The sequence below is a fragment of the Microbacterium sp. UBA3486 genome (genome assembly GCF_002377845.1).
GTDB lineage: Bacteria > Actinomycetota > Actinomycetes > Actinomycetales > Microbacteriaceae > Microbacterium > Microbacterium maritypicum_A.
This window is the reverse complement of sequence record NZ_DFQP01000102.1, coordinates 1-18,455: the sequence shown is the minus strand read 5'-3', so window position 1 is coordinate 18,455 and position 18,455 is coordinate 1. Positions and strand designations below refer to the sequence as shown.

Annotated in this window: 18 protein-coding genes and 1 pseudogene; 15 read left to right on the top strand and 4 right to left on the bottom strand. The window is 68.3% G+C overall.

Annotated features, from left to right (window positions below):
* Positions 1-383: 383 nt before the first annotated feature.
* Positions 384-890, bottom strand: coding sequence for a metallophosphoesterase family protein (locus B2869_RS16075; protein ID WP_292768771.1), 507 nt, complete (start codon positions 888-890; stop codon positions 384-386).
* Between the two features lie 186 nt (positions 891-1,076).
* On the opposite strand from B2869_RS16075, the gene B2869_RS16070 reads away from it, so the two are divergent.
* On the top strand, positions 1,077-1,973 hold the full coding sequence (locus B2869_RS16070) for an SDR family oxidoreductase (protein ID WP_090152673.1): 897 nt from the start codon (positions 1,077-1,079) through the stop codon (positions 1,971-1,973).
* Positions 1,973-2,851, top strand: coding sequence for an SMP-30/gluconolactonase/LRE family protein (locus tag B2869_RS16065; protein ID WP_292768767.1), 879 nt, complete (start codon positions 1,973-1,975; stop codon positions 2,849-2,851). Before B2869_RS16070 ends, B2869_RS16065 begins: the two co-directional genes overlap by 1 nt.
* Before the next feature lie 38 nt (positions 2,852-2,889).
* On the opposite strand, the gene B2869_RS16060 is transcribed toward B2869_RS16065, so the two are convergent.
* Positions 2,890-3,249: a hypothetical protein gene (locus tag B2869_RS16060; protein WP_200332104.1), complete on the bottom strand. Its 360-nt coding sequence runs from the start codon at positions 3,247-3,249 to the stop codon at positions 2,890-2,892.
* Positions 3,250-3,403: 154 nt separating this feature from the next.
* Here B2869_RS16060 and B2869_RS16055 point away from each other — a divergent pair, with 154 nt between their 5' ends.
* From B2869_RS16055 to B2869_RS16045, 3 genes are read left to right on the top strand one after another with little or no spacing between them, the layout of a single operon-like run.
* A complete protein-coding gene (locus B2869_RS16055; protein ID WP_090152662.1) occupies positions 3,404-3,733 on the top strand; it encodes a hypothetical protein in 330 nt (109 codons plus the stop codon).
* A gap of 10 nt (positions 3,734-3,743) precedes the next feature.
* Entirely contained in the window at positions 3,744-4,082 is a 339-nt protein-coding gene (locus B2869_RS16050) for a hypothetical protein (RefSeq protein ID WP_200332106.1), read from the top strand.
* Positions 4,083-4,129: 47 nt separating this feature from the next.
* Positions 4,130-4,969, top strand: coding sequence for a nitroreductase family protein (locus B2869_RS16045; protein WP_292768756.1), 840 nt, complete (start codon positions 4,130-4,132; stop codon positions 4,967-4,969).
* Here B2869_RS16045 and B2869_RS16040 read toward each other — a convergent pair.
* On the bottom strand, positions 4,938-6,464 hold the full coding sequence (locus B2869_RS16040; RefSeq protein ID WP_292768753.1) for an FAD-dependent oxidoreductase: 1,527 nt from the start codon (positions 6,462-6,464) through the stop codon (positions 4,938-4,940). The genes B2869_RS16045 and B2869_RS16040 overlap by 32 nt on opposite strands.
* 106 nt (positions 6,465-6,570) lie before the next feature.
* On the opposite strand from B2869_RS16040, the gene B2869_RS16035 reads away from it, so the two are divergent.
* The 9 genes from B2869_RS16035 (at position 6,571) to B2869_RS15995 (ending at position 16,868) form a co-directional block, all read left to right on the top strand.
* Entirely contained in the window at positions 6,571-6,945 is a 375-nt protein-coding gene (locus B2869_RS16035; protein ID WP_292768750.1) for a fluoride efflux transporter FluC, read from the top strand.
* On the top strand, positions 6,942-7,301 hold the full coding sequence (locus B2869_RS16030) for a fluoride efflux transporter FluC (protein WP_029258389.1): 360 nt from the start codon (positions 6,942-6,944) through the stop codon (positions 7,299-7,301). Before B2869_RS16035 ends, B2869_RS16030 begins: the two co-directional genes overlap by 4 nt.
* A 109-nt stretch (positions 7,302-7,410) precedes the next feature.
* Positions 7,411-8,682 (top strand): ABC transporter substrate-binding protein, encoded by a 1,272-nt coding sequence (locus B2869_RS16025; RefSeq protein ID WP_029258390.1) that lies wholly within the window; start codon positions 7,411-7,413, stop codon positions 8,680-8,682.
* 252 nt (positions 8,683-8,934) lie between these two features.
* Complete coding sequence (locus B2869_RS16020; RefSeq protein ID WP_292768744.1) at positions 8,935-9,669, top strand: carbohydrate ABC transporter permease; 735 nt, start codon at positions 8,935-8,937, stop codon at positions 9,667-9,669.
* Entirely contained in the window at positions 9,662-10,555 is an 894-nt protein-coding gene (locus B2869_RS16015; protein WP_292768741.1) for a carbohydrate ABC transporter permease, read from the top strand. The genes B2869_RS16020 and B2869_RS16015 overlap by 8 nt, the downstream gene beginning before the upstream one ends.
* Positions 10,556-10,558: 3 nt before the next feature.
* The gene (locus B2869_RS16010; protein WP_292768738.1) at positions 10,559-11,617 is read left to right on the top strand and encodes a LacI family DNA-binding transcriptional regulator; all 1,059 of its coding nucleotides are present in this window, start codon (positions 10,559-10,561) and stop codon (positions 11,615-11,617) included.
* Positions 11,618-11,658: 41 nt separating this feature from the next.
* Positions 11,659-12,840: a Gfo/Idh/MocA family protein gene (locus B2869_RS16005; RefSeq protein WP_197024835.1), complete on the top strand. Its 1,182-nt coding sequence runs from the start codon at positions 11,659-11,661 to the stop codon at positions 12,838-12,840.
* Between the two features lie 211 nt (positions 12,841-13,051).
* A complete protein-coding gene (locus tag B2869_RS16000) occupies positions 13,052-13,639 on the top strand; it encodes a TetR/AcrR family transcriptional regulator (protein WP_292768731.1) in 588 nt (195 codons plus the stop codon).
* A 16-nt stretch (positions 13,640-13,655) separates the two neighbouring features.
* Complete coding sequence (locus tag B2869_RS15995) at positions 13,656-16,868, top strand: efflux RND transporter permease subunit (RefSeq protein WP_292768728.1); 3,213 nt, start codon at positions 13,656-13,658, stop codon at positions 16,866-16,868.
* Between the two features lie 131 nt (positions 16,869-16,999).
* On the opposite strand, the gene B2869_RS15990 is transcribed toward B2869_RS15995, so the two are convergent.
* On the bottom strand, positions 17,000-17,896 hold the full coding sequence (locus B2869_RS15990) for an aldose 1-epimerase family protein (RefSeq protein WP_292768726.1): 897 nt from the start codon (positions 17,894-17,896) through the stop codon (positions 17,000-17,002).
* A gap of 282 nt (positions 17,897-18,178) precedes the next feature.
* Between B2869_RS15990 and B2869_RS15985 the strand changes: the two are divergent.
* A pseudogene (locus B2869_RS15985) lies at positions 18,179-18,455 on the top strand (ATP-dependent helicase); the annotation flags it as partial.

Sequence of the window (18,455 nt, the reverse complement as noted above, 5' to 3'; positions counted from 1 at the left end):
GAGCCGCGACTGCTGCTTGGAGGCTTCGTCGTTCAGCTCGCGAGTCGTCTGCGCGACGAGCTCGTGCAACTGCATCGATGCTTCCTCAGCGACGTTGCCGATCTCGTCCTTCGCGGTGTGGGCGACGTTGCTCGCACCCTCCTGCACCGTGTGGGCGAGTTCGCCGGCCTCCTCCTTGGCGGTGTCGACCGTGCCGGATGATGGTGTGCGATTCGGATTCGCGTTTCCGCTCCCGAGGAGCTCATTCTCATGGGACATGTTCTCTCCTTCCACGCCGGATCGTTGCCGGTGTGACACCGTTTGTAGTCGAAGGAATTCGAGAGGGGACGGGCCTTGCACGAGTGCCGATCATGTGCCATCCGCGCGTAATCAGGGGGAGTGAGTCAGGCGTCGCGATCCACGGGGATCAGCTCGACGGAGAGATCCGCGCCGTCGACGTCGGCGAGCATCATGGTGCACTGTGGCTGGCGGCGACGATCGGTCGGGGAACCCGGGTTGAGCAGGCGCATGCCGCCGGGTGAGACCGTGTCCCAAGGGATGTGCGAATGGCCGAAGACCAGCACGTCGGCGTCGGGGAATGCGGTGTCCGCCCGTTGCTCGCGCCCCGCTGCGGCACCGGTCTCGTGCACCATCGCGATGTCGAGCTTTTCGACGCGGATGTGCGCGACCTCGGGAAGCCGCGCGCGCAACTCCGGGCCGTCGTTGTTGCCCCACACGCCGACGAGCGAACGAGAGGAGGCCTGCAGCAGGTCGAGGGTCGCGGCATCCACCCAGTCGCCCGCGTGCAGCACGACGTCGGCCGTCGCCGCAGCCGCGAGCACCGCCCCTGGCATTCGCTTCGCCCGTTTCGGCAAGTGGGTATCGGCGATGATGAGCAGACGGGTGGGCATGCCACACTCTTATCGCGGGAGACGGGCCGGACGCAAGGCTCTGCCGTGATGCCGCACCGCATTCGACGATGGGCGCATGGCATTCCGGATCGCGATGCGTGCAGCCGAGACGCGCGACCTCCGACGCTGCTGCGACCGAGTGGCTGCACGAACACGCCTCAGGAAACACGAGTGAGAGGAAACACCATGTCACGTGACCAGTACACCTTCGTCAACCCTGCCGAACTGTACGCGGATATCAAGCCGCAGAAGCAGCACATGCCCGAACCGGGCCTCGACGCCGACCTCACCCCGAAGGCCGATCTCGGCGAGGAGAGCTACCGCGGAACCGGCCGCCTGCAGGGCCGCAAAGCCCTCATCACCGGTGGCGATTCGGGAATCGGTGCGGCGACCGCCATCGCCTTCGCGCGCGAGGGAGCCGACGTCGCGATCTCCTACTTGCCGGAGGAGGAGACCGATGCGCAGCGCATCGCAGGCATCCTCCGCGACGCCGGAGTCACGGTGGCGACGCTGCCCGGAGACCTGCGCGATGCCGAGTACTGCCGCACGCTCGTCGCCGATGCGGTGTCCCAGCTCGGCGGGCTCGACATCCTGGTGAACAACGGCGGCAAGCAGGTGTTCCAGGAGTCACTCGCCGACCTCAGCGATGAGCAGTTCGACGACACGTTCAAGACGAATGTGTACGCGATGTTCTGGATCACGAAGGCGGCCCTGCCTCATCTTGCTCCCGGGTCGACCATCATCAACACCACATCGATCCAGGCGTACTCGCCGGCTGCGATCCTCGTCGACTACGCGTCGACGAAGGCGACGATCAACGCATTCACGAAGGGGCTCGCGGCTCAGCTCGCCCCCAAGGGCATTCGCGTCAACGCGGTCGCGCCGGGGCCGATCTGGACGCCGCTGCAGCCGAGCGACGGCCAGCCGCAGGAGAAGATCGAGGAGTTCGGCGCAGAGACCCCGTTCGGCAGGATGGGCCAGCCTGCAGAGCTCGCGCCCGCATACGTCTTCCTCGCTTCGGCGGAGTCGAGCTATGTCGCGGGGGAGACGCTCAACGTCAACGGCGGCATGCCGACTCCGTGATGAGCGAGCGCGAGATGCAGGTGTTCCGTTCGACGCCCGGAATTCTCGTCGAGAGCATCTGGTGGGATGCCCGCACCGAGGAGGTCGTGTGGGTCGACATCGTGGCTGGATTGCTGCATCGCGGACGCCTCGACGGGGCGGTGGATGGCAGTGAGGATCGCGTGGTCCACCTGCTCCCACCGCTCTCGGCGGTGCAACCCGGCCCCGACGAGGGGTATGTCGCATCGCTCCGGGACTCCGTCGTGCTGCTCGACGCCGAAGGCGCAGTGGTTCGCGAGTTGGCGCGGCTGCGGCACCGTCGCGACGGGATGCGTCTGAACGAGGGAAAGGTCGATCCGTTCGGACGTTTCGTGGTCGGCGGGATGACCGTCATCGGTGATACGCCGGATGCGGATCTCTGGTCTGTCGCGCCGGACGGCGCGGTCACGGTACTCCGGGGCGGTTTCGGCATCACGAACGGCCTGGAATGGTCGGACGACGGGCGCACCAAGTACGTGACGGATACCTCGATCGAGACGGTCTATCGCGGCTCGTACGGCCCGGATGGCCTCCTCGGGGAGCTCGAGCCATTCGTGTCGGGGCGGCCCGGCGACGGCCTCGCGCTCGCCGCGGACGGGACGTTCTGGAATGCGCTCTACGGCGAGGGCGTGGTGGCGCGGTGGTCGGAAGCGGGAGAACTGATCGAGGAGGTCGCGATTCCTGTGCCGAATGTCACCTCGGTCGCCTTCGCCGGACCGGGTCTCGGTCGGGTCCTCGTCGGCACTGCGCGCGAGAACCTCACCGAAGCGCAGTTGCGGGCCGCTCCGGGTTCAGGAGCCATCTACATGTTCGACGGGGGAGCGCATGGAAGGCCGGTGCACGCGTTCGGCTCGGTGTGAGCGCTCTCGCGGGGAGAGCCCACCGCGTGACCGGCGCGTCAGGATCGATCGAAGCCGTCGAACTCGTAATCCCAGTCGGGGGCTCGCATCTCTTCATCGAGGAGCGGGCCTCCGGTCACCAGCTGCGGGAAGCTGGGATGCGTGCGCAGTTCTTCGGCGTGCTCTGAGAAGTCCGGCTGCTCCTCTCCCTCCCACTTGGCGGGGAGCGAGAGCACGTCGTTGCCGACTCCGATGACGAGGTCGGCGGTGCCCACCCGATCGTGATCGTCGGTCACGATCGGGATCCTCACCGCCTCGGCACGTCCGTTCTTCGCGACGGCGGCCGTGAGTTTGACCAGCGCCTCGGCGACGTCGTCAGTGGTGGTGACGGTTTCTCCAGCGTAGGTGATCGTTCTCATGGTGAGACTCTCGCATGCATTCGCGGTGTTGATTAGACGGTTGTGTTTTCGGGGGAGGGGCGGGTATACGCGGGAGTCGAGCGGAGGCCGCAGCACTGCGGGTAAAACGAAATCGATCCTGCCCGAATCCGTCCGGATGTGCCATGCTGCTTGCATGGGTTTTCTGATTCATGGCGGCAATGATTACGAGTTCGAGGATCGTCTCCTCACGCATTTGAAGACGGTCATCGGGCAGAAACTGGTGAAGCAGGAGAGCTTCTTCCTCAGCTGGTCGCGCACTCCGGACCAGGGCAGCGGACGCGTATCGGTGTGGCTCTCGCCGTACGTCACGGTCGCCTTCCGCTTCTCCGGCAGCAAGCGCCCCGAACTCAACATGACCTGGTTGAAGGCGCTGAACGCGCTTTCCAACACCCCGCGTGGGCTGATCGTCATCAGTGAGGAAGAGGCGGAGGCCTACGCGAAGAAGAACCCCGACCTGATGTGACCGCACGCTGATGGTTGCGGAGGTGCCGTGGACGCTGCTCGCATGTCTCGCGTATTCCGGCAACGTCTGCATCGGCACGGCGAGCCTGCGCGGCCGCAGTGTGCCGCGCTCATGGCACGGTCGCGTCTTCCTCGTCGCGCTCGCGCTCACCGCGATAGCCGCGGCGACCTCGTTCCCAGAGCACGGTGCTCGAGGCGCCGCTCTCATCGTCGCTCTGGTGCCACTCCTGACGCTGCCCTTCGTGGGGAGACCGGTGCGCCGCCGTCCCAGCACGCACATCATCATCGGATTGGTGGCCGCACCGTGCTTCGCGATTGCGCTGCTGCTCTGGGCGGTCGCCGCCTTCTGACACTGCACCGCGTGTAGGGTCCAGGAAGGAGTGAGAGGAAGGCGAGCATGGAGTTTCGCGATGTGCTGTTCAATCGGAGAACGACGAACGGACCGTTCCTCCCGGATCCGGTCTCAGAGGAGCATCAGCGTCTGCTGATCGCGGCCGCGGCCTCCGCGCCGTCGCAGTTCAACAGTCAGCCCTGGCGCTTCGTGGTGATCGAGGATCGCGACACCATCGAGACGATCGCGCGGGTGAGCGGAGAGTCGATGACCGCGGTCATCGGCGAGGGATCGTTCTTCACCCGCTACAAGCGGCACTTCCGATTCAGTGCGGAGGAGATGGCCGAGCATCGCTCCGGCATGTACTTCGACAAGCTGCCCGCACCTCTGCGCCCGTTCACGCGCGCGGTGTTCACGGCCTCGGGGCTCGCGATGATGCGGATGCTCAGGGTGCCGCAGACGCTCGGCGAGGAGAATCGCAAGCTGGTCGCGGGATCCCCGCTGATCTTCGGCGTGATGCTCGATCGGGCGGAGCGCGGGGCTCACCCGCTTGCAGACTTCTACTGCCAGTTCAGCATGGGGGCCGCCGTCGAGAACATCTGGCTGACGACCGTCGAGCTCGGCATGGGCATCCAGTTCATCTCGTTCCCGATGGAGGTGCCGGGCCGCTGGGACGAGATCGTGCAGCTGTTGCGGGTGCCGGACGATCTCGAACTCATGGCCGTCTACCGGCTGGGCTACCTGCCGCCGGAACAGCGTCGCCCCGCGATCGACTGGTCGAGCAGCCAGCGCAAGCTCGTGTCGCAGTACGTGTTCCGCGAGAACGGGGAGACGCCGCAGCAGGGGTGGGACGGCGCGCCTCCCACCGGCGACATCACTCCGGGTCCGCCGGCGTCAGGGGAGTGAGGTCTCGCAGCGCCGGACCCTCGAGGCGGGTGCCGTCCGGCGCGAAGCGCGAGGCGTGCAGCGGGCAGTCCCACGAACACTCGGCGTCGTTCCAGGCGAGCACGCCGCCCAGGTGCGTGCACACCGCGCTCACGGCGCGCGTCACACCGTCGACGGTGGAGACCGCGACCGGGCGCCCGGCGCGATTCGCCACCACGCCCTGGCCCTCGGCCGGTTGCGGCACCGGCGTGCGGCGGGGCTCCGCCTCAACCCAACCGGAAGCGAGCGCCGTCGCGACCTTGCCGCCCTCGACCGCACCGCGAGCGAGGTCGGCGGGCACGGTCAGACGCGTGCCGATCATGGTGATCCAGGTCGGGCGGTCGCGTCGGGGCGTGCCCAGGATCTCGGAGGTGAGGCGCTGCGCGGCGGCGGGGGCGTTCGACAGCCCCCACTTCCCGTAGCCCGTCGCGAAGCGGATGCGGCCGAGGCCGCGCGGCATCGCCCCCACGAACGGGATCAGGTCGTGCGACTCGTAGTCCTGCGCCGACCAGCGGTGCGTCTCCTCCGCGCCGGGGAAGTGCAGCTGCGTCCAGGCGACGAGGTCCTCCACCGCGGCCCTCTCGCCGCCGGATCGGCCGACCGGGTGCCCGTTGCCGCCCACGATCAGTCGGGCGCCACCACCGGGGCCGTCCGCGACGGTCACCGGGCGGATGGAGCGCGTCGGTCCGTCGACCGAGAGGAATGTGCCCTCCGGAACGCCGTCCGGCACGCGGAAGGACACGCAGTACGACCGGAGCCCCCGCGTCTTGGCGAAGTACAGACCTCGGTCGGTGATCGGCGTGCCCGTCGCGAGCACGATGTGGTCGGCGAAGAGCGGCCCGTGCGCGGTGTCGACGCGACCGGCCAGTGCGTGGGTTCCCGTCGCGCGAACGCCGGTGTGGAGCGTGCCGCCGCCGGTGAGAAGCTCCTCGGTGAGGGCGAGGCAAACGGCCACGGGGTCGATCGCGACCTGCTCGTCGAGCGCCACGGCGGCGGCCACCGGGAACGGGGTCGCGGGGAGTGAGGTGGGCGACGCCAATCGCGTCGGCAATCCGGCTTCCCGAGCCGCGGAGTGCTGCTCGTCGACCGTGTCGATGCCGGAAGGGCCCTGCGCGTACGAGTGGTCGGTGTGTCGTGTGAAGGGGACTCCTGCGAGCTCGGCGAATGCGAGCAGCCATTCCATGCCCGAGCGGTTGGCGTCCACGTAGGCGCGCACGAGCGCAGCCGGATGATGGCGCCGGATCGTCGCGAGCTGGCCACCCTGCAGCAGGGAGAGCTTGCCCGTGTTGGCCCCCGTCGCGAGCTCGGCGACCTCGCCCGCCTCGATCACGGCCACGTCGAGCCCGGCTCTGGTGAGCATCACCGCCGTGGAGAGACCGGTGATCCCGGCGCCGACGATGACGACGTCGTGGTGCGCGCCGGGTTCGAAGGGGGATCCGACGGGCAGGGTGCGGTCGAGCTTCCACAGGGGATTCATGTCGTCAGTCAACGCCCTTCGCGTCCTGGTATCCACCGCCTTGACATCCGCAGGGGCCGCTGCCATCCGGCGAACGCCGCGCTGCTCGGCGACTACAGTGGCGGACGTGAACCTCCGCCGCATCCTGCTCGTCGCCGCCGGCGGCACGGTGGGTACGGCCGCGCGGCTCGGCCTCGGCCTCGCGCTCCCGGATGGGGGCGGAATCCCCGTCGCGGTGCTCATCGCCAACGTCGTCGGGGCCCTGCTGATCGGCGTGCTGGCGGCCCGCCTGCCCGCATCGGCCGACCTGCGGCTGACGCTCGGCACCGGAGTGCTCGGCGGATTCACGACCTACAGCGCGTTCATGACCGGCACTGTCGCCCTGTGGGCTGACGTGCCTGCTCTCGCCGCCGCCTACGCGGTGGGCAGCCTCGTTCTCGGGCTCGGTGCGGCAGCTCTCGGGCTGCGTCTCGGCCGGCCCCGGACGGGACGGGCATCATGAGCCCGCTGCTGTTCCTCGGTGCCGCGCTCGCCGGAGGGGTCGGCGCGGTGCTGCGCTACCTCGCCGATCTCGGCGTCGCCCGTCTCGCGGGTCGTCGGTTCCCCTGGGGCATCCTGCTGGTGAACCTCACGGGCTCGTTCGCGCTCGGACTGGTCACCACCGCCCTGCCGGATGCCGCCTTCCTTCTCGGCGCCGGGCTGTTGGGCGGCTACACGACCTTCAGCACGGCGATGCTCGACACGGTGGCCCTGTGGCGCGACGGCGAGCGCCCCGCGTCGACGTTCAATGCGATCGGGATGCTGCTGCTCGGTCTGCTCGCCGCGGGCCTCGGTCTCGCCCTCGGTTCAGCCCTGTAATCGAGGGTTGCGGGGTGCGGCCCCCTCGGGCTACTCTCCTTGCTAATCGATTAACGCTAAACGATTAACATCCGTTTCTGCACTCGTGCACCTGTCGAAGGAGACACCGATGCCCCGTACGACCCGCCGCGCTCTCGGCGCCCTCGCCGCGTCAGCGGTCGCTGTCCTCGCCCTCAGCGCCTGCTCCTCCTCCTCGACGGGCGGCGGCAGCGCCGACGGCGAGGTCACCCTCAGCTATGCCATCTGGGACGAGAACCAGAAACCGGCGATGGAAGACATCGCCGCTGCCTTCACGAAGGAGAACCCGAACGTCACGATCGACATCCAGGTCACGCCGTACAAGGAGTACTTCACGAAGCTGCAGACGGCGGCATCCGGCGGTTCGGCGGCCGACGTCTTCTGGATGAACGGCCCGAACTTCCAGCTCTACGCGTCGAACGGGCAGCTCGCTCCTCTCGATGACGGTGGCCTCGACGCCGCGGACTATCCGCAGGGCCTCATCGACCTCTACACCTACGACGGCAAGCTCTACGGCGCCCCGAAGGACTTCGACACCGTCGCCCTCTGGTACAACAAGGCGCTCTTCGACGCGGCGGGTGTGGAGTACCCCTCCGCGGACTGGACCTGGGACGACTTCACCGCGGCCGCCGCGAAGCTCACCGATCCCGCGAAGGGCCAGTTCGGGGTCGCCGCCAGCCAGTACGGCCAGGAGAACTTCTACAACTCGATCGCCCAGGCCGGTGGTGAGGTGATCTCCGCCGACGGGACGAAGAGCGGATACGGCTCGCCCGAAGCGCTCGCCGGCATCGAGCTGTGGACCGACCTGATCGCGGCGGGCTCCTCGCCCACGGCGCAGCAGATGACCGACACCAACCCCGAGGACTTCTTCCTCTCCGGCAAGGTCGCCATGTTCCAGAACGGATCCTGGGCGGCCATCGCTTACGCGGACAACGCCGACATCGGCGGCAGCGTCGATGTGGCCCCGCTCCCCGCCGGAGCAGAGGGCAACCAGAGCGTGATCCACGGTGTCGGCAACGTCGCCAACGCGAAGAGCGCACACCTCGCCGAGGCCAAGGCGTTCGCCGAGTTCGCCTCCGGAGAGCAGGCGGCGAAGATCCAGGCCGAGACCGGCACCGTGATCCCCGCGTTCGAGGGCACGCAGCAGGCGTGGGTCGACGCTCTGCCCCAGTACGACCTTCAGGTCTACATCGACGCGCTCGAGAACGCCGTGCCGTACCCGGCCTCGAAGAACACCTCCGCCTGGACGAGCATCGAGAGCGAGGTGCTCTCGCAGGTGTGGTCGGGCGCGGTGTCCCCGAAGGACGGCCTCCAGGATCTCGCCGACCAGATGCAGGCGGCACTGGACGCCGAGCAGGAGTGACCGCATGACCGTCATCGCGCCGCGCGCGGTCGAGACGGCGGAGCGGGTGCCGGAGCCGCAGAGCCCCGGCACCCCCCCCCCCGGCNNGCAGCCACCCGCCGCCGCCGACGGAGTCCGGGAGCGTCCCCCTGGTGGGCGCTGGTCTTCCTCGGCCCGACCACCCTCGGGATCGCCGCGTTCTATCTCTGGCCGACCGTCCGCACCCTCATCATCTCGTTCACCAAGTCAGGCCCGTTCGGCGGGGCCGAGTGGGTGGGAATCGAGAACTACACGCGCCTGTTCCAGGACCCCGAGCTGATCGGAGCCCTCCGCAACACCGCGATCTACACGATCATCGCCCTCATCGGCATTCCCCTCGCGGTCGGCATCGCCGCGCTGCTGAACACCGCCGGCCTCAAGGGGCGCAGCGCCTACCGCACGCTGTACTTCATCCCCGTCGTCACCATGCCGGCAGCCATCGCGCTGGTGTGGCGCATGATCTACAACGGCGACTACGGAGTGCTCAATGCGGCCCTCGGTGCCGTCGGGATCGAGGGCCGCAGCTGGCTCACCGACCCGAACACCGCGCTGGTCGCGATCGCCGTCGTGGGCATCTGGGCGGGGCTCGGCACCAACATCGTCATCTTCCTCGCCGGACTCCAGGGCATCCCCGACACGATCATGGAGGCGGCCGACCTCGACGGCGCGGGCCCGGTGCGCAAGTTCTTCTCGATCACGATCCCGCTGCTGTCGCCGTCGATCTTCTTCGTCAGCGTGATCAGTGTGATCGGCGCGCTGCAGGTGTTCGACCTCATCTACATGATGCTCGGCCGCAGCAACCCCGCGATGCCGAACACCCGCACCGTCGTCTATCTCTTCTATGAGGCGGGCTTCCTCGACAACGACCGCGGCTATGCGGCCGCCATCGCCTTCCTCCTGCTCGTGATCATCCTGATCCTCACGATCGTGCAGTTCCGTCTGCAGAAGAAGTGGGTGCACTATGAGTGACGTCTCGCTCGACACACGCGCCGTGGTCGGCGCCCCCGCGGGCCGCTCCGGAACCCGGGCGGGGAAGCCGCGGAACCGCGGCCTCTGGATCGTGCACCTCGTGCTGATCCTCGGCGCGGTGCTGATGGTCTTCCCGTTCGTCTGGCAGCTGCTGACCTCGTTCAAGACGCTGTCCGACTCGGTGCAGGTGCCGCCGTCGTTCCTGCCGCGCGAGTGGGTGTTCACGAACTTCGCCGAGGTGTTCGACTCGATGCCGTTCGGACAGATGTTCCTGAACTCCGTGTGGCTCACGGTCGGGCGCACGGTCGGCCAGGTGGTGCTGTGCACCATGGCGGGCTACGCGTTCGCACGCATCCCGTTCCCCGGCCGCAACGCCCTGTTCGTCGTGTTCCTCTCGGTGCTCATGGTGCCGTCGCAGCTGTACCTGCTGCCGCAGTACGAGATCATCCAGTCGCTGGGCTGGCTCAACACGCTGCAGGCGCTCATCGTGCCGGGCATCTTCAGCGCCTTCGGCACCTTCCTGATGCGGCAGTTCTTCATGTCCATGCCGGCCGAGCTGGAAGAGGCCGCGCGCATCGACGGCGCGAATCCGTGGCAGACCTTCTGGCGGATCATGGTTCCGCTCGCGAAGCCTGGCATCATCGCACTTGTGGTGTTCACCGTGCTGTGGTCCTGGAACGATCTGCTCTGGCCGTTGATCGTGACGACCGACCCCGCGAAGATGCCGCTGTCGGTCGGGCTCTCGCAGCTGGTCGGCATCCACGGCACCGACTACCCGGTGCTGATGGCCGGCGCGCTGCTGGCGACGCTGCCGATGCTGGTGACCTTCATGATCCTGCAGCGGCAGTTCATCCAGGGCATCGCGTTCGGCGGATCGAAGGGCTGAGACATGGCGAAGAGCGAGCACCAGGCGCCCCGGCGCCCGACACTGCGCATGGTGGCCGAACGGGCCGGGGTGTCGACGGCGACCGTGTCGTATGTGTTCTCCGGACGCGCAGGGGCGGCGTCGGGCGCCGGCGTCGCCGAAGCCACGGCCGCACGCGTGCTGGCCGCAGCCGATGAGCTGAACTACCGCCCGAACAGTGCAGCGCGGGCGATCCGCACCGGACGCAGCGGCATGGTGCAGCTGTCGCTGCACATGCTGAGCGACCCGTGGTCGTTGGCGGTCGCCGACGCGGTGAACGCCGAGGCGAACAAGCACGGGCTCACCACGCTGATCCTCGCCGACGGCGATTGGCACGCGGCCCTCGACCGGGTCGAGAGCGACGTGGCGTACCTCGACGGCGTCGGCCTCGACGACGAGGCGCGGCAGAACCTCGACGACCTCGTGCGTCGCGGTCAGCGTCTCGTGGTGTTCTCCGAACATCTCGAACCCGAGGGCTTCGATGTGATCCGCTCGGATGCGATCCCCGGCTGCGAGATCGCGATGGACCATCTGCTGGAGCGGCACACCAGGATCGGATGCATCGCCGCGGAGGGCGCCGTGCGCCTCGCCGGCACGCAGATCACGCGCTACACGCCCTATGTCGAGAAGATGGCGGCCGCCGGCATCGAACCGGACCCGAGCTGGACGGTGACGTATGCCGACACCCAGGCGAGCGCCTTCACCGCCGCGGTGGAGCTGCTGTCGGGGGAGAACCGACCGCGAGCGGTGTACGCCACCACCGACTTCGCCGCGATCGCCGCGATCAACGCCGCGCACATGCTCGGCCTCCGGGTGCCGCACGACGTCGCGGTGGTGGGCGTGGGCAACACCCCGGACGCCCGCCTGATCGCGCCCACGCTCACGACCGTCGGTCCCACCGACTTCTACGAGCGGCAGGCGCGCATCATCGTCGACCGCGCCCTCGAGACCGAACCCACCCCCGGGCGCCTGCATGACTTCGCATGGGCGCTCTTCCCCGGCGGATCGACCGACCTCGACGCCCCCGCACCGCGGGCTCGTTGACCTCGGCATCCTGCACAGACTCATCACACAGAAGGACCATCGTGGATCTCCAGATCGGCATCATCGGCTTCGGCGCGCGCTCGACCCTCCAGGAAGAGGTGCATCGCCCGGGACACGGCTCGCGCATCAGCGCCGTGTGCGACCTCGCACCGCGCGCTCGCGACGACGCCCGCGCTCTCGTGCCGGATGCGCTCGTCACCGACTCTCTCGACGAGCTGCTGGCCTCCGGCGTCGACGCCGTCATGGTGCTCACCCCCGACGACACGCACGCCGCGCTCAGCATCCGGGCCCTCGAAGCCGGAGTTCCGGTGTTCTGTGAGAAGCCCCTGGCGATCGACCTCGCCGACGCCGACGCGATGCTCGAGACCGCACGCCGCACCGGCACCGGGCTCTACATCGGGCACAACATGCGTCACATGCCCGTGATCACGCTGATGCGCGGTCTGATCCAGAGCGGACGCATCGGCCAGGTCAAGGCCGTCTGGGTGCGGCACTTCGTCGGTCACGGCGGCGACTTCTACTTCAAGGACTGGCACGCCGATCGCCGACGCACGACGGGACTGCTGCTGCAGAAGGGCGCCCACGACATCGACATCATCCACTGGCTCGCCGGCGCCTACAGCGAGCGGGTCTCAGCGATGGGCGCGCTGAGCGTGTACGGCGACATCACCGATCGGCGTGACCGCACCGGGGAGCGGATGCCGGACTGGTTCAGCATGGACAACTGGCCGCCGACCGCGCTGACGGGACTGCACCCGGTGGTGGACGTCGAGGACATCTCGATGGTGAACATGCAGCTGGAGGGCGGGATCTTCGCGTCGTACCAGCAATGCCACTTCACACCGGATTACTGGCGCAATTACACCGTGATCGGCACCGAGGGTCGCATCGAGAACTTCGGCGATGTCGCCGGCAGCGAGGTCAAGCTGTGGAATCGTCGTCATGCCGGAGCGGCGGCGGCCGACGAGACCTTCATCGTCCCGGAGGTGCCCGACGCGGGTCACGACGGTGCGGACGCCCTGCTCGTCGCGGAGTTCCTGCGCTTCGTGCGCCACGGCGGACTCACCGAGACGTCGCCCGTCGCGGCGCGCGAGGCCGTCGCCGCCGGCATCCTCGCCACCGCGTCGCTGCGGGGTGACGGCTCCGCGATCGAGATCCCGCCGCTGGATCCCGAGCTCGTCGCCTACTTCGAGCGCGGGCAGGTCGAGGCCGCGCTGGTATGAGTGCACCGCGGCCCTCGCGGTGCTGGGATCGGGGTAATACGTGCCCGCCTACCTGGTGCGGCACCGCATCATCCTGACCGCCGGCCCTGCGTTCGCCGCCGACACCTTGGAGGTCTACGACTCCGTGCGGAGCGAGGGCGAGGTCCGTTCCCAGCATCTTCACAATCCTGAAATGTACAAACGTACATGTACGGATGTCCAAGGGGGCGGGATGAGGCAAGGGGAGCGTCGGCGACGTGACCCTGAGGCGCGCCGTCGGGAGATCGTGACCGCGACGGCCGAGCTCATCGTCGAGGTGGGCGCCGACGCCGTCACACACCGCATGGTGGCCGCGCGTGCCGGGGTGCCTCTCGGGGCGACGACGCAGTACTTCGACACCCTCGACGACCTCAGGGCCGCGGCCTTCCGTGCGCTCGCCGAAGAGGTCGACGCACGTCTCGACGGCGTGCGGCAGACCCTCGCCGAACGCGGTGACAGCCCCGACGTGATCGCCGCCCTCGTGTTCGAGAGCATGGACGACCACCATGCCGTGCAGGCCGACCGCGCCGTGGTCACCGCCGCCGTGCACGACCCCCGCCTGCGGGATCTCGCCCGCCATCTGTCGGACCGCCTGGTCGACCTGCTCACGCCGACCTATGGCGAAGACCGTGCCAGAGCGGCGATGATCTTCATCGACGGCGTCATGTGGAGCACGCAGATCCGCGACGACCGTCTTGCCCAGTCCTTCATCGAGTCCGCACTGGCGCGGATCCTCGGAGACGACGTCTCCACCCCTTCCGCAGCGACAGCCATACCCTGACACCGAGGAAACCGCCTTGTCGAAACTCGCCATCCTGAGCCTGAAGAACCGCGCGCTCATCGCCCTCATCACCATCGTCGCGGCGGTGTTCGGCGGGCTCGCGCTCACGAATCTCAAGCAGGAACTCATCCCCTCGCTCGAGCTGCCGGCACTCGTCGTCATGACGACCTACCCCGGCGCATCGCCCGAGGTCGTCGAGAACGACGTGTCCACCCCGGTGGAAGCGGCGATCCAGGGCGTGCCCGGCCTGGAGTCGACGACGGCGACCAGCACGACGAACGCGTCGATCGTGCAGGCGATGTTCTCCTACGGCACGAACCTCGCCACGGCCGAGCAGAAGATCCAGCAGGCGATCAACCGCATCTCGTCGCAGCTGCCGGAGGATGTGACGCCCCAGGTGCTGTCGGTCTCCATCGACGACTTCCCCGTGATCCAGGTGGCCGTCACCGGGTTCGAGGACGCGGACAACGCCCAGGCCCAGCTCGAATCCGTCGCGATCCCCGAACTCGAGGACGTCGACGGCGTCAACGCGGCCGAGATCGTGGGCGGGGTCGGTCAGCGCATCAGCATCACGCCCGACGTGGCGAAGCTCGCTGCCGCGGGCCAGAGCACGTCGGCGATCAATGATGCACTCGACCAGAACGGCACGCTGTTCCCCGGCGGCGACATCACCGAGAACGGTCAGACGCTGACGGTGCAGACCGGGGCGAAGATCACCTCGGTCGAGGAGATCGCCGCCCTTCCGCTGGTGGGCAGCGACGTCACGATCGGCGACGTCGCGACGGTCGTGCAGGAGTCCGACCCCGTCACCTCCATCTCCCGTGTCGACGGCAAGGATGCGCTGTCGATCTCCATCACCAAGCTCCCCGCGGCGAACACCGTGGAGGTGTCCAACGGCGTGATCGCCGCGCTCGACACGATCGGCGACGCCTTCCCGGACGCGACCTTCACGGTGATCTTCGACCAGGCGCCGTTCATCGTGCAGTCGATCGAGACGCTCGCCACCGAGGGAATGCTCGGCCTGGTGTTCGCGGTGCTCGTGATCCTCGTCTTCCTGATGTCCGTGCGCTCCACCCTCGTCACCGCGATCTCGATCCCCACCAGCGTGCTCATCACCTTCATCGGGCTGCAGGCGTTCGGCTACTCGCTGAACGTGCTCACCCTCGGTGCGCTCACTATCGCGATCGGTCGCGTGGTCGACGACTCCATCGTCGTGATCGAGAACATCAAACGTCACTACGTGGGCGATGCCGACAAGGGTGATGCGATCCGCCTCGCGGTGCGCGAGGTCGCGATGGCGATCACGGCGTCCACCATCACGACCGTGGCGGTCTTCCTGCCGATCGTCTTCGTCGGCGACATGGTCGGCGAGCTGTTCCGGCCGTTCGCGATGACGGTGACGATCGCGATGGTCGCCTCGCTCCTGGTCGCCCTGACGATCGTGCCGGTGCTCGCCTACTGGTTCCTCAAGCCGGGCAAGCCGTTGCTCGACGAGCACGGCGATGCGATCGACCCAGAGCACCCGGACGCGCCGCCGACGTGGCTGCAGCGCCAGTACCGGCCGATCCTGGGCTGGACGCTCAAGCACTCCGGTGTCACGGTGATCCTCGCGGTCGTCGTGCTTGGCGCCACGCTCGCCGCAGCGCCGCTGATGAAGGTCAACTTCCTCGGCGACTCCGGCCAGAACACCATGACGATCACGCAGGACCTCGGCCCGACGGCGAGCCTCGAGGCCAAGTCGGATGCGGCGGTGGCGGTCGAAGACGCCCTGCTCGACATCGACGGCATCGAGCACGTACAGGCCTCGATCGGCACCAGTGGTTCGGCGCTCAGCGACGCCTTCTCGGGCGGTGCGGGCGTCACGTACTCGGTGCTCACCGACTCGAACGCCGATCAGGAGAAGCTCCGCGCGGATGTGCAGGATGCGATCGACGGCCTCGGTGACGATGTCGGGGATGTCGCGGTCTCGGCCTCGGCCGGCTTCGGATCGAGCGACATCGAGATCACGGTCAGCGCCTCGAGCTCGGACGACCTCCAGACGGCGACCACCGCGCTGGTCAAGGAACTCGACGGGAAGGACGGCGTCGGCCAGGTGAGCGACAACCTCGCCGCGTCGCTGCCGTACATCGCCGTCGTGGTCGACCGGGAAGCCGCCGCCCAGCGTGGACTCTCCGAGGTCGCGGTCGGTGCCATCGTCTCGGGCACCATGCGCCCGCAGCAGGCGGGATCCGTCGAGATCGACGACACCGCGCTGACGGTCTACATCGTGACCCCGAACCCGCCGACCACGGTCGACGCGCTCAAGCAGCTCACCATCCCGACGCCCGGCGGCGTCGTGCAGCTGCAGGACATCGCGACCGTCGAGCAGCAGAACGGACCCACCTCGATCACCACGGAGCAGGGCCGTCGTACCGCGACGATCACCGTGCCGCCGGCGTCCGACAACCTCGCCACGGCCACGCAGTCCGTGAACACCGCGCTCGCGGCGGTCGACCTGCCCGACGGTGCATCCGCCGAAGTGGGCGGTGTCGCGTCGCAGCAGGCCGACTCGTTCTCGCAGCTGGGGCTGGCGATGCTCGCGGCGATCCTGATCGTCTATGTGGTCATGGTCGCGACCTTCAAGTCGCTGCGCCAGCCGCTGCTGCTGCTCATCTCGGTGCCGTTCGCGGCGACCGGGGCGATCCTGCTGCAGATCATCACGGGTGTGCCGCTCGGCGTCGCGTCGTTGATCGGCGTGCTGATGCTCATCGGCATCGTGGTGACGAATGCGATCGTGCTCGTCGACCTCGTGAACCAGTACCGGGAGAAGGGTCTGTCGACCATCGAGGCGGTGAAGGCCGGTGGTGAGAAGCGTCTGCGACCGATCCTGATGACCGCACTCGCCACCATCCTCGCCCTCACTCCGATGGCCCTCGGCATCACGGGTCACGGCGGCTTCATCTCGCAGCCGCTCGCGATCGTCGTGATCGGCGGTCTGATCTCGTCGACGGTGCTGACGCTGATCGTGCTGCCCACGCTCTACAACCTCGTCGAGGGGGCCAAGGAGCGACGCGCAGCGCGCAAGGCGGGAGGAACGGATGCCGGAGGAACCTCGGCTCCGGATGCTCCTGTCGGCCCGGATGCATCCGGTGCCGCCGTGGCGTCGGCTCAGCCGGTGCTGATCGATGCCTCCGGCCTGCCGCACGCGCCGCAGCTCACCCGCCGCGAGCTGCGAGAGCGCGGGGAGTAGCGCCTTCTCGGCGCCGCCCGGCCGAAACGGAGATCATGTGCGCTGCGGCCGGCGAGTCACCATCCGACTCGCCGGCGCGGCGTCATTCGCTCTCTGTTCTCGTCGGGGAGTTCGCGGCGAGCCGCGTCGAGTCAGCTCAGAGTGATGCCCCAGTGCAGGGTCCAGGTCTCATCGGGGGCGAGCCGGCGGATGCCGAGGCCGCTGTTCAGGGCGTCGGCCGGTGCGGTCATCGGCTCGATCGCGACCGCGAGGCTCTGACCGGGATAAGCGGGTGTCGTGTACACCTGCACGTAGTCGAAACCCTCGCCCTGCCAGAGCGTCACGCGGCGACCGTCCGGCGCGGTGAGCGAATGGCGCACGCGTCGGTCGGGATCACGGGCGAGATCCGTGAAGCCGGTGTCGAGGGTGACGTCTCCCAGTCGGACGCCCTCGCGCAGAGCGGCATCGGCCGGTCGGGTGCCGGTGGGGAGCATCCTGTCGTCGGTGTCGAACGCCGTCTCCGCGGGGATCCGCAGCACGAGGTTATGCGGGTCCACGTCGCCGATCGTCACGAACGGGTGGGTGCCGAGGGCCGTGGGCGCGGACGTGGTCGACCGGTTGGTGAGCGTGTGCGACACGTCGATGCCGTCGGGCGTGAGCGCGTACTCCACTGTCGTCTCGATCAGGTACGGGTATCCCGTCTGCGGGACGACGGTCGCACGCAGCACGGCTTCGCTCTCGGTGTGCGAGACCTCGTAGGCGGTGAAGCGCAACAGGCCGTGGCTCGCGTTGTTCAGCTTCGGCTCGGTGATCGCGAGCCTCCGTGCGGTGCCGTCGTCGTCCCACTCTCCGTCGCGCACCCGGTTCGGCCAGGGGACGAGGACCACGCCGGAACAGGCCGGCGTGGGCAGCTCGAGAGGATACGGCGGTACGAGGTCGACATCGTCGATGCGCAGCGAACGCAGGGAGGCGCCGACCTGTGCGATCTGTGCGGTCACCCCGCCGCGTCGAAGGCTGATCTGGGCGCCGGTGGGGGAAGCGGTACTCACCTCGTCATCGTACGGCCACGATCGGGTCGGCGGTCTCTCAGGAGCGTCGGCTACACTTGGGCGGTCGGCTTCGGACACCCGCGCGTTGGCGCGGACGTTTTATGTGTGTGAAGTGTGAGTCCAGGGGCCGATGGTGAGCGTCGCTCGACGCTAATCAACCATCACATGAATGGCCCCGGCCGCTGACAGTCCGGAACCCCGCTGGTCGAGTTCGACCAGGCGCAGGGTGCTCGCGCGTGCGCGCGGCGCTGTTCTCGTGCGAGAACACAGAAAGACACCGCAATGCCGAAGAACAAGAAGCCCCGCGGCGGACGTCCGTCCGCGAACTTCGAACCGCGCTACGGCGCGAAGAAGACCTCTTTCCACGACCGTCACAACGGCGGCCCCGCCCGTGACGGCGCACGCGATGAGCGCGGCGGACGAGCGGATGCCGGCGACCGTCGCACCGCTGCATCCGCGGGAGGGTACGACCGTCGCCCCGGCAGCCGCAGCGCCGGCCACCGCGGCTACCGTCCGGCTGAAGCCGAGTCGGGTGCGCCCAAGCAGCGCTGGGGTGCGT